Annotated in this window: 10 protein-coding genes; 9 read left to right on the top strand and 1 reads right to left on the bottom strand. The window is 30.8% G+C overall.

Going from position 1 to position 11,454, the window contains the following annotated elements; translation table 11 throughout:
- Window positions 1–25 precede the first annotated feature (25 nt).
- The 5 genes from DMR38_RS17190 (at window position 26) to DMR38_RS17165 (ending at window position 7,239) form a co-directional block, all read left to right on the top strand.
- Window positions 26–625 (top strand): cell division protein ZapA, encoded by a 600-nt coding sequence (locus tag DMR38_RS17190; RefSeq protein ID WP_127722472.1) that lies wholly within the window; start codon window positions 26–28, stop codon window positions 623–625.
- 210 nt (window positions 626–835) lie between these two features.
- Window positions 836–3,205 carry a U32 family peptidase gene (locus tag DMR38_RS17180; RefSeq protein ID WP_127722471.1) on the top strand — a complete coding sequence of 790 codons (2,370 nt, stop codon included), beginning with the start codon at window positions 836–838 and terminating at the stop codon, window positions 3,203–3,205.
- 56 nt (window positions 3,206–3,261) lie between these two features.
- Window positions 3,262–5,622, top strand: coding sequence for an endonuclease MutS2 (locus DMR38_RS17175; RefSeq protein ID WP_127722470.1), 2,361 nt, complete (start codon window positions 3,262–3,264; stop codon window positions 5,620–5,622).
- A gap of 14 nt (window positions 5,623–5,636) precedes the next feature.
- Window positions 5,637–6,101, top strand: a complete 465-nt coding sequence (locus DMR38_RS17170) for a DUF523 domain-containing protein (protein ID WP_127722469.1) — start codon at window positions 5,637–5,639, stop codon at window positions 6,099–6,101.
- A gap of 121 nt (window positions 6,102–6,222) precedes the next feature.
- The gene (locus tag DMR38_RS17165) at window positions 6,223–7,239 is read left to right on the top strand and encodes an alpha-hydroxy-acid oxidizing protein (RefSeq protein WP_127722468.1); all 1,017 of its coding nucleotides are present in this window, start codon (window positions 6,223–6,225) and stop codon (window positions 7,237–7,239) included.
- A 236-nt stretch (window positions 7,240–7,475) separates the two neighbouring features.
- Here DMR38_RS17165 and mntR read toward each other — a convergent pair whose 3' ends face one another.
- The gene (mntR, locus tag DMR38_RS17160; protein WP_127722467.1) at window positions 7,476–7,946 is read right to left on the bottom strand and encodes a transcriptional regulator MntR; all 471 of its coding nucleotides are present in this window, start codon (window positions 7,944–7,946) and stop codon (window positions 7,476–7,478) included.
- A gap of 194 nt (window positions 7,947–8,140) precedes the next feature.
- Here mntR and DMR38_RS17155 point away from each other — a divergent pair, with 194 nt between their 5' ends.
- The 4 genes from DMR38_RS17155 (at window position 8,141) to DMR38_RS17140 (ending at window position 11,448) form a co-directional block, all read left to right on the top strand.
- Window positions 8,141–9,451, top strand: a complete 1,311-nt coding sequence (locus tag DMR38_RS17155) for an Nramp family divalent metal transporter (RefSeq protein ID WP_175413049.1) — start codon at window positions 8,141–8,143, stop codon at window positions 9,449–9,451.
- A 181-nt stretch (window positions 9,452–9,632) separates the two neighbouring features.
- Window positions 9,633–9,974, top strand: coding sequence for a PadR family transcriptional regulator (locus DMR38_RS17150; protein WP_127722466.1), 342 nt, complete (start codon window positions 9,633–9,635; stop codon window positions 9,972–9,974).
- A 36-nt stretch (window positions 9,975–10,010) separates the two neighbouring features.
- Complete coding sequence (locus DMR38_RS17145; protein ID WP_127722465.1) at window positions 10,011–10,988, top strand: permease prefix domain 1-containing protein; 978 nt, start codon at window positions 10,011–10,013, stop codon at window positions 10,986–10,988.
- A 118-nt stretch (window positions 10,989–11,106) separates the two neighbouring features.
- The gene (locus DMR38_RS17140; protein ID WP_127722464.1) at window positions 11,107–11,448 is read left to right on the top strand and encodes a PadR family transcriptional regulator; all 342 of its coding nucleotides are present in this window, start codon (window positions 11,107–11,109) and stop codon (window positions 11,446–11,448) included.
- The last annotated feature ends 6 nt before the right edge of the window (window positions 11,449–11,454 follow it).

The following is an 11,454-nucleotide window of genomic DNA, read 5'->3' as shown; positions in this document are numbered from 1 at the left end:
CAGCATGATCTAAGAGGGTGTTTAAATGAGTATGGTGACGGTTTTTATAAATGGAATTGAATATAATTTAAAAGGTGACGAGCAAGAAGAATATCTACATAAAGTAGCAAGTTATGTGGATAAAAAAGTTAAGAGTATTATAAAAAATAATAGCAAATTAAGCACTTCCTCAGCAGCTGTTTTATCGGCACTTAATGTAGCAGACGATATGTTAAAAGCTCAGGAAAAAGAAGGCCAGTTGTCAGGAAGAGTGGATGAGTTAGAAAGGCTAGGAAAAGTATATGAGGATCAGATTAGTTCTTTGAGAAAGCAGCTTAGGTATACGGAAGAGCTCAATGCCGAACTTAAAATAAAACTAAAGAATAGCAGTAGTAGTGAGGCTTTAAAAGAAAAAGATGAGAAAATAGGCAAATTAGAAGAAGAAATAAAAATTATAAAAGAAGAAGCTCAAAAGTATATGAATGAAAATACCAAAATGACAGCACAAAACAAGGAACTGAAATTTCAAGTACAATCAGGTAAGTATAAAATAATAGATCTTCAACATAAGCTAGAAGAAAACCAGATAAGTCTGGCAAAAGAGAGAAAAAAGAAAAATGCTCTTTTAAATAATGGAGTAAAATAAAATCCGAACTGACAATGGTCTTGGTTCGGATTTTATTAGTGAGTGAATAAACAGAGTTCTTGGAATCAGATGGAGTTTTGACTCCACCTGATGCTTAGAAATCGTTATCCAGGGACGTAGCGGCTCTTTACTCCCACTTGGAGAAGTGGAAGTATTAGAGCAGGTAGTCATCGGATAAATTTAAATATTTAAACAGGAGAAGATGGAATAATGAAAAAAGTGGAATTATTAGCTCCGGCAGGAAATTTAGAAAGTTTATATGCGGCAGTTCAAGCAGGGGCAGATGCTGTTTATCTTGGAGGAAATAAGTTTTCTGCAAGGGCTTATGCTTCTAACTTTGATGATAGAACTATGAAAGAGGCAGTTGAATATTGTCATCTATATAATGTAAAGGTATATGTTACTATAAATACCATAATGAAAGAAAAGGAATTGAAAGAAGCTTGTAAATATGCTGAGTTTTTGTATAATGTAGGAGTAGATGCCCTTATAATACAGGATATAGGATTGGCATCTCTTTTAGGAGAAAAGCTTCCTGAACTTGAATTGCATGCTTCTACTCAAATGACAGTACATAATGGAGAAGCTGCCTTGTCTTTAAGCAAACTAGGTTTTGAAAGAATAGTACTTTCTAGAGAACTTTCATTAAAAGAAATAGAGTATATATCTAAAACTCTCAAAATAGAAACGGAAATATTTATACACGGAGCTCTTTGCGTTTGCTATTCTGGACAGTGTCTTATGAGCAGTATGATTGGAGGAAGAAGTGGAAATAGAGGCAGATGTGCCCAGCCCTGCAGGCTTCCCTATGAAATTGTAAATAAGAAAGATAAAGGTAAACATAAGGGGTATATTTTAAGCCCAAAAGATATGTGTACTATTGAAGATATTAGGGAAATAATAGAAAGTGGAGCAAGTTCTTTGAAAATAGAAGGAAGAATGAAAAGACCAGAATATGTGGCAGGAGTTGTATCAGAATATAGAAATGCCATTGATGATTTCTACCAGGAAGGTAAAAAATTAGAGGATTTATCTTATATAGAAGGTAGTAAAAAAAGACTTTTGCAATTATTTAACAGACAGGGATTTTCAAAGGCTTACTTGTATAAAAATACTGGAAAAGATATGATGGCGTATTCTTTCCCTAAGAATACAGGCATAGAAATAGGTAAAGTAAATAGTGATAAAAGCATTCTACTTACTGAAGATATATCAGAAGGAGATGGAGTGAGAATTGGAACTAGTGGTTTTACTATTTCTAAACTGGTGAAGTCCGGAAAAGAAACTGCAAGGGCTTTTAAGGGAGAAAGTGTCAAAATCTTTCCAGCAAATTATAAAGCAGGAGATAGGATATATAAAACTTCTAACTTAATTCAGCTTCAAAAGTTAGAAAAGATATATGAAGATCATTATGGCAAGAAAATCAATTTATATTTAAAAATACAATTTGAAGTTGGAAAGCCAGTTACTTTGTGCTGCAATTACGATAAAAATGATTTTAGGGTGGAAGGACAAATAGTAGAAGAGGCTCTAAAGCAGCCCTTGAGTAAAGAGAGAATATATAAAAGTTTAAATAAAACTGGAAATAATATATTTAAGTTTGACAGCATAGAATTTCAAATATTTCAACCTGGATTTTTACCTATATCTGATTTAAATGAAATTAGAAGAAGACTTTTAGATGAAATCAAGCAATACATACTAAACAAAAATAAAAAAAGTAATATTTCAAGCAAAAAAGTATATGAAATACCTGTGTTAAAAAACAATTTTGATAAAGTATATTTACCGCCTAAAATGGTATTTGTAAGTACTAATGAGCAATTGAAGGCAGCGATGGAATCAAGTTTTGAACATATATGTATAAATCCGTTCAAACAAATTAAAATAAATAATTTAAATCATCTTCAATCTAAAAAAATATATATTAAAGTTCCCAATATAGTTAAAAACGAATTTAATTATATAGAGAAATTTATAGATAAAAACTTAGATGAAATTGAAGGCATAGTTACTGCAAATTTAGGTATAATAAGTAAGTTTAGAAATAAGCTAAATATATTAGGTGACTATAAGTTAAACATAACAAACAGCTGTGCACTGGATTTTTATAGCAAAATTATGAATGGATCTTGTTTAAGTGTAGAATTAAGTAAATATGAAATAAATGAGTTAATTAGAAATAGTAATTTTAAAGCTCAAATGTTTGTATATGGTAAAGTGGAGCTTATGGTAAGTGAGTACTGTGCTGTAGGAAGCACTTTTGGAGGCAAAACTACTTCTAAAAATTGTAAAGGTATTTGTAAAGAAGGGGAGTTCTTTCTTATAGACAGAAAGAAAAAAGAGTTTCCACTAAATACGGATGAATTCTGCAGAAGCTACATATATAATTCTGTTGCAACTAACCTTATACCTCATATAGAAGAACTTAGAAATATGGGAATTGACAGTTTTAGAGTAGATTTTATTGATGAAGATTATAGCAAGACTAAAAAAATATTAGAATGTTTTGAAAAAGAAGAATTTCATGGTGATTTTAGTGAGTTTACCAGAGGACATTATAAAAATAGTATAGAGTAAGATTATAGGTAACACAAAATTAAAGTCATTTGATCTGAAGGGATTGGTAAATTTAAATGAACGAAAAATCATTAAAGGTTTTAGAATTTTATAAAGTAAAGGAAAGATTAAAGGATTATGCAAATACAGGAGCAGCTAAAGATTTAATAGAAAAATTAAGCCCTTATGACAACCTGTATGAAGTGAGAGAACATTTGCAGGAAACAAGAGAAGCTTTAAAACTTCTTGTGACTAAAGGCAATCCTCCTTTTGAAGGGGTTTATGATGTAAGACAGGGTATAAAAATGGCGGGAAAAGGTTCTACATTAATGCCAGGACAAATTCTTAAAATAGGAGCAATACTCAGGGCTGCTAGGAGAATTCAGAAGTATATAACTGCCGAAGAAGATGAAGAACATTTTAAAATTATAGAAGATATATGTGCAGGTATTGTTCCTTTAAAAAATTTGGAAGATGAAATTTTTATAGCTATAGAAAGCGAAGATGAAATATCTGATAAGGCAAGTTCTCTTCTCTACAATATTAGAAAAAGTTTGAAAGATAAAAATGCTTCAGTAAGGGATAGGGTAAATTCACTTATAAGAAGTTACTCTGATTACTTACAGGATAATTTGTATACGATGAGGGGAGACAGGTACGTGCTTCCTGTAAAAGCGGAAAACAAGTCATCCGTACCGGGACTTGTCCATGATCAAAGTTCAAGTGGGGCAACTCTTTATATAGAACCTATGGGACTTGTAAATTTGAACAATGAAATAAAAGAACTAAAATTAAAGGAAAAAGCAGAGATAGATAGAATATTAGCTGAACTATCTCAGCAAATATATGACAATATAACAGTGGTTGAAAGAGATGCAGATATAATATGGGAACTTGATTTTGTATTTGCGAAAGCTAAATTTGGCAGTGAGTTAAATGGAAATATTCCAAATGTAAGTGAAAATGGAGTAGTTAATATTATAGAAGGAAGGCATCCACTTATAAATAAAAAAACAGTAGTACCTATGGATGTATATATAGGTAGAAATTTTAGCTGTTTAGTTATAACAGGACCTAATACAGGAGGGAAAACTGTAACTCTTAAAACCATAGGACTTTTGCACATCATGGCACTAAGTGGACTTATGATACCTGCCAGGGAAAATTCTACTGTAGGATTTTTTACAGAGGTATTTGCAGATATTGGAGATGAACAGAGCATAGAGCAGAATTTATCTACATTTTCATCACATATGACTAATATAGTAAATATTATTGAAAAGTTTGATGAAAAATCTCTTGTTTTGTTTGATGAATTAGGCGCAGGTACTGACCCTACAGAAGGTGCAGCTCTTGCAGTATCGATACTTGAAAATTTGAGAAAAAGAGGATGTACTATAGTAGCTACAACTCATTACAGTGAATTAAAAGTATATGCTTTAAAAAATGAGGGAGTGGAAAATGCATCTGTAGAATTTGATGTAGAAACCTTGAGACCTACTTATAGACTTATGATAGGAGTACCGGGAAAGTCTAATGCCTTTGAAATATCCAAAAGACTTGGACTGCCGGATTTTATAATAGAAGATGCTAGAGAAAATATAGCTAGTGATGCCTTACAATTTGAAGATTTAATTCAAAGTCTTCAGGAGAAGAAATCAAAAGCTGAAACTTTTGCTAGAGAAGCAGAAATATTAAAAAGTGAGGCAGCTAAAATCAAAGAAAAATATGAAGAAAAAGCAAGTAAACTTCAAAATATAAGAGATAAGGCTATTATTGGAGCGCAGAGAGAGGCAAAGGAAATAATAAGAAGTTCTAAAGAAGAAGCTGATAAAATTCTAAAGGATATGAGAGAACTAGAAAGAATGGGATACACTTCTTCTGTAAGACATAAATTAGAGGAAAACAGAAAAAAACTTAAGGATAGGTTAGAAAAAACTGAAGAAAAGTTGTATGATAATAAAAATGATGCTGGAGAAGAGCTTAAATCTGTAAAAGAAGGCCAGGAAGTATTCATACCTTCATTAAATCAAAAAGCAGTGGTACTATCTAAACCTGACAGCAAAGGAGAAGTACAGGTTCAAGCAGGAATCATGAAAATAAGTGTTAAATTGAAAGAATTGAGAGCTTCTAGTGGCAATTCAAAAAGTGAAAAGAAAAAGTTAAAAAGAGAAGCCAAATTAAATTTAAGAAATGTTTCAAGTTCAGTGGATTTAAGGGGAATGGACTCTATAGAGGCAACCTATACTGTAGATAAATATTTAGATGATGCATACATGGGAGGACTTAAAGAAGTTACTATAATACACGGCAAGGGTACCGGAGTGCTTAGAAATTCTATAACTGATATGTTGAAAAAGCATTCTCATGTAAAGAATCATAGGCTTGGAGAATATGGTGAAGGTGGTACAGGAGTTACAATAGTTGAATTGAAATAAGGAGTGTGGCTGGAGTGATATTAGTAAGTGCATGCTTATGTGGTATTAATACTAAATATAATGGGGAAAATAATCTTTGCGAGAAAGTATTAAGTCTCGTGAAAGAAGGAAAGGCGCTGCCCTTATGTCCAGAACAGTTAGGCGGACTTAAGACTCCCAGAAATCCCTGCGAGATATGTAGTGGTACAGGTGAAGACGTTCTAAATGGAAAGGCTGATGTAGTAAGTTCTAAGAAAGAAAATTTTACAAGTGAATTTTTAAAGGGAGCTTATGAAACTTTAAAAGTAGCTAAGGCATGTAACATAAAAGAGGCTGTGTTAAAGTCTAAAAGTCCATCCTGTGGTTTTGGTAAAATTTATGATGGAAGTTTTAGTGGAAATATTATAGAGGGTGCTGGAGTAACAGCAGAACTTTTAAGTAAAAATCATATAAAAATATATGGAGAAAATGACGTTGATAAGGCATTTCAAAGAAAATAGGCTGGTATATGGATTAGCTAGTTCTCTGAAAATGCCTAAACTCAATATTTAAATAAAATATTATTTGAAAGGGGTGAAAAACTGTTAAATATTAAGAAATTTAATATTTGACGGCATTATTATGAACTATAAAGATGTATTAAAAAATGCAAGGGAAAATTTAAATGGAAGCTGCAGGGTATGTCCTGCCTGTAATGGAAACGCATGTGCTGGAGAAGTACCAGGCATGGGAGGAAAGGGAACAGGAGATTCTTTTAAAGAAAATTTTAATTCACTAAGCAAATGTAAATTAAATATGAGAGTTATACATGATGCTAAAGATCCTGACACCTCAATAGAGTTATTTGGAAAAAAGATGGACATACCTGTTTTTGCAGCACCTGTATCAGGAACTACTTTGAATATGGGTGGAAAGTTTACTGAGGAAGAGTATATTTCCTCGGTTATAGGAGGATGTCTGGATGCAGGAATATATCCTATGGTAGGAGATACAGCAGTAGATTCTTTTCTTATAACTAATCTTGAAAAACTTAAGGAATTTAATGGAGAAGGTATAGCTGTAATAAAACCCTGGGAAAATAAAAATGTTATAAGTAAAATAAAACTTGCTGAAAAAGCAGGAGCTTTTTCAGTAGGAATGGATATAGATGCTGCAGGATTAATAACCTTAGCACTTCATGGAAAACCTGTGGGACCTAAGACTTTAGAAGAAATAAAAGAAGTTGTAGAAAGTACAAAACTTCCTTTTATATTAAAGGGAATAATGACTCCAGATGAAGCAGAGCTTGCAGTTAAAGCTGGGGTAAGTGCCATAGTTGTTTCAAACCATGGTGGAAGAGTTTTAGATCAAACTCCTGGAGTGGCAGAGGTACTTCCAGAGATAGCGAAGTTAGTTAAAGGCAAGGTTACAATACTTGCAGATGGTGGTGTGAGAAGCGGTGTGGATGTACTTAAAATGTTGGCTTTAGGTGCAGATGCCGTACTTATAGGAAGACCTTTTGTAACTGCATCCTTTGGAGGACAAAGAGAAGGAGTAAAGGTTTATGTAGAAAATTTAAAGAGTGAACTAAAATCAGCTATGGTTTTGACAGGATGTAAGTCTGTTAAAAATATAGATGGTAGAATACTCTATAAATAGAAATTGAATCATATTCGAAATACAGATCATCAATAACTTCTGATTATAAAATCAGGGGTTATTTTTTTATCTAGAATTAAGAAATGCCACTACGTATAAGGTTTCCTTCGAAATTTTTATTGACAATAGCAAAACAAATAGTTTAGAAAAATGTAGAAAACAAAAAGGGCATTTCTGTCCTTAATGTTATTAGACAGTATAGAAATATTATAAATTTTTATACTGATGTATAGTTATTATTTAAAAGTATTTTTATAAGCTTTAAAACTATTAATTACTTCAGGGTTATCTTTAATAAATTCTAAAAAATCTTGAAAACATTTTGTTGTTTGCTTACTTACTGTATGCTCAATTTTTTCAGTTTCTTCCAAAACATTAGATTCTGAAACATCAAGTATCCTTAAAAAGTTTTCAATAATATTGTGACGATTTAATAATTCAGCTCCAAGAGCCTTTCCTTTCTTCTCAAGTATTAAAATTCCGTACTTTTCGTATTTTAAAAGTTGCAATTCTGATAATTTTTGTACCATTTTTGTAGCTGAAGGAGGCTGAACATTAAGTGCATGTGAAAGTTCATGAATTCTTGTAAATCCTGTATTTAAAGATAACCTATATATCATCTCAAGATAATCTTCCATGGAAGCAGTAAGATGTTTATCTTCTTTTTTCATATATTCATTAAAAGTGTAAAAATTATTTTTAGCCATATTTTCACCTACTTTCAGCTGTAGTCTTTTAATAAAGTATATGTTTGAACAAATAAAAAATTGCTTTATTGGAACATTTTTTTTGTTATTACATAGTTTATATTAGAAAAAAATTTAGTCTTAGCTAACAAGGTTAACTAGTAATAACTATTTTATTTGTGATTAACATATCTAATAAGAGGGGTGGCATTTTAATGCAGAGTGAAAAAAGTTCAATTGATGTTAGTTTAAATCAATCAGGAGATATCTCTATAAAAAAAGATATAAATAGGAAAAATGTAATAGGACAAGGTAAAATAAAAGAATTAATAAAATTTTTAGGGCCTGCTTTTGTTGTAAGTGTAGCATATATTGATCCTGGTAATTTTGCAACTAATATCAGTGGAGGATCAAAATTTAACTATACCCTAATTTGGGTGATTTTATGGAGTAATATAATGGCTATATTCTTACAAACTATGTCTGCTAAATTGGGGATAGCTACAGGACATAATCTTCCTGAAATGTGTGCCAAGGTATTCCCTAGAGCTGTAAACTGGGTGTTTTGGATTATTGCTGAGTTAGGGGCTATGGCAACAGATTTAGCAGAATTTCTTGGGGGAACATTAGGGTTATACTTATTGTTTAATATACCTATGATATATGCGGGACTTCTTACAGGATTAATAACACTTATAATTTGCTATATGGAAAAGTATGGACAAAAAATGATAGAAATTATAATATCAACACTTGTTGCTGTAATCTCTATTGCATATATAATAGAGATATTTCTTGCTAAACCAGATTGGACTCAAGTAGGCATCCATACAATAATTCCTATGCTGCCTAATGGTCAAGCTGTGTTAATTGCCGTAGGTATGCTTGGTGCAACAGTTATGCCTCATGTAATATACTTACACTCGCAATTGGTTCAAGATAGAAGTATTGATTTGTCAGATAGAGGAAAATTAAATCATTTAAGAATGGAAAAAATAGATATTGCTATAGCTATGAATATAGCTTTTATTGTTAATGCTGCAATGGTTGTGGTATCTGCAGCAGTCTTTTATAAAAACGGAATGATAGTAAATACAATGGAACAGGCTCATAAATCATTACAACCTTTAATAGGTTCTTTATCAAGTGGTGCATTTGGGATAGCATTGCTTGCATCAGGATTATCATCTTCAGCTGTGGGAACTCTCGCAGGTCAAACTATAATGAAAGGCTTTGTTAATTTAAGTATACCTATAAATTTAAGAAGACTTATAACAATGATACCAGCCTTAATTATTATTTCACTTGGAATTAATCCAATGTATGCTCTTGTTTTAAGTCAGGTAGCACTTAGTTTTATTTTGCCATTTCCAATAATCCAAATGTTAACTATAGCCAAACGTAAAGATTTGATGGGAATCTTAGTTAATAAAGGTTCTATACGACTGTTAGGTGTTCTAATAGCCACAATAATAATAATACTAAATATAGTACTTTTATACTTAACGTTTACTGGGCAGGCTTAATATTTTCTTCTATTTTTGAGTATTATTTTGCAAATAAATATGTTAATTAGAAAGTAAGGGTTCGTTAAATAGAATATGGAAATATTACCACAAACTACTTTACATTATGCAGTAGTTTGTGGTAATATAAAAATGTACTACATTATATGAAGTAATCCTTATTATAAAGAAGAGGTGTGGAATGAAATTTGAAAAGGAAGTTTTAAAAGGGTATATAGACACAATGATACTGTCAGTTCTGTATGAAAAGGATATGTACGGTTATGAAATATCAAAGAGAATTAAAGAAAAGTCTAATGATGAATTTCAAATGAAAGAAACTACACTATATGTATGTTTAAAAAGATTAGAAAAGAAAAATTACATTGAAGGCTACTGGAATGATGAAAAAAATACTGGTGGGGGAAGGAGGCGTTACTATAAAATTTTAGAAGAAGGAAAAAAGATTTTTAAACAAAAGACAAAAGAATGGAAGGCATTACAAAAGATAATGAACCGTTTCGTTTTAGATACTGATGAGTAAAGAGTTGATTCAAATTAAGCTTGGGAGGGGAAGGTCATGGACAGAATTAATAACTACATTAAGCAAATTTATAAAAGTTTTAATGATAAAGATAAAGATGTTAAGATATTAAAAGAAGAAATGAAAACTCACTTGAATGAGAGAACAAAAGAGCTTCAGAATAAGGGATTAAATGAAGATGATAGTATTGATATTGCTATAAAAGAGTTTGGACCAGTAAAGGAAGTAGATGGTGAATTATCATTGATTATTTCAAAACAGAAAAAGTTTTGGAAGTGTTTGTTTTTATGTGCTATAATTATTTACTTAATTGGTGCTGTACTAAGTTTAATATATAATAAAAATTCGAATATCCTTTATAAAAATGGTTTCGGTACCCATTACTATAAACAGTCTTCCTACATAGTTGCGGCTGAAATAAAGGATATTTTAAAAAACGAAGATAACTTTAGTAAAGACACTGAAAAAAAAATAACTGAAAAACTTGATAAGTATAATTCTCAAAACAATAATGGCATTTATTATTGTTCTATATGGAAAGATCATAAAGAATTATTTTCATATTATATAGGAAATAAAATTCCAATGTCAGAAAAGAATTCTGGTTTTGAAGTACCTTATATTTATGCTAAGGATAAAAAAACTTTAAAATATAAGGTTACTTTCAAGTATACAAATAGTCAAAATAAGTTAGACGGTAAAGGAATGGCTGAGTATGACGATTTGTATTATAAGAGCATTTGGAGTAAATTTAGAAATTATAGCTATATCTTATACCTTGCATCATGGATAGTATTTGCTATAGCATTTTTAGGCATAATTTATTCAGAAAAGAAATTACCTATATTTTTTATAGTATTAGTTTTTCTAGAAACTGGAGGTTTATTTTATCTACTCTTTGATAAACAAGGTTTGGTTGAATTTATGTCAAGATTCACCATATCAGCAATAGTTATTACTGGATTAATATCTGCAATCTTATATAAAAAGATAAATTTAAGAAAAGTGTTTTAAATTTGTTAATTTATGGCATGATTATCACAAACTATTTTATATTATGAAGTAGTTTGTGATAATATAAAAATGTACTACATTATATGAAGTAATCCTTAATATAAAGAGGAGGCGTGGAATGGAATTTGAAAAGGAAGTTTTAAAAGGATATATAGACACAATGATACTGTCAGTTCTATATGAAAAGGATATGTACGGTTATGAAATATCAAAGAGAATTAGAGAAAAGTCTAATGATGAATTTCAGATGAAAGAAACTACACTATATGTATGTTTAAAAAGATTAGAAAAGAAAAATTATATTGAAGGTTACTGGAATGATGAAAAAAATACTGGCGGGGGAAGGAGGCGTTACTATAAAATTTTGGAAGAAGGAAAAGAGATTTTTAAACAAAAGACAAAAGAATGGAAGGCATTACAAAAGATAATGAACTGTTTCGTTTTACATACTGATGAGTAGAGAGTT

The sequence above is a fragment of the Clostridium sp. AWRP genome, from assembly GCF_004006395.2.
Classification (GTDB): Bacteria; Bacillota; Clostridia; order Clostridiales; family Clostridiaceae; genus Clostridium_B.
This window is presented reverse-complemented; position numbering and strand designations above follow the sequence as displayed.

Bases quoted from the DNA above. Each gene is read 5' to 3' on its own strand.
- DMR38_RS17190 (WP_127722472.1), top strand. From the start codon at position 26: ATGAGTATGGTGACGGTTTTTATAAATGGAATTGAATATAATTTAAAA.
- DMR38_RS17180 (WP_127722471.1), top strand. From the start codon at position 836: ATGAAAAAAGTGGAATTATTAGCTCCGGCAGGAAATTTAGAAAGTTTA.
- DMR38_RS17175 (WP_127722470.1), top strand. From the start codon at position 3,262: ATGAACGAAAAATCATTAAAGGTTTTAGAATTTTATAAAGTAAAGGAA.
- DMR38_RS17165 (WP_127722468.1), top strand. From the start codon at position 6,223: ATGAACTATAAAGATGTATTAAAAAATGCAAGGGAAAATTTAAATGGA.
- mntR (WP_127722467.1), bottom strand. From the start codon at position 7,946: ATGGCTAAAAATAATTTTTACACTTTTAATGAATATATGAAAAAAGAA.
- DMR38_RS17155 (WP_175413049.1), top strand. From the start codon at position 8,141: ATGCAGAGTGAAAAAAGTTCAATTGATGTTAGTTTAAATCAATCAGGA.
- DMR38_RS17150 (WP_127722466.1), top strand. From the start codon at position 9,633: ATGAAATTTGAAAAGGAAGTTTTAAAAGGGTATATAGACACAATGATA.
- DMR38_RS17145 (WP_127722465.1), top strand. From the start codon at position 10,011: ATGGACAGAATTAATAACTACATTAAGCAAATTTATAAAAGTTTTAAT.
- DMR38_RS17140 (WP_127722464.1), top strand. From the start codon at position 11,107: ATGGAATTTGAAAAGGAAGTTTTAAAAGGATATATAGACACAATGATA.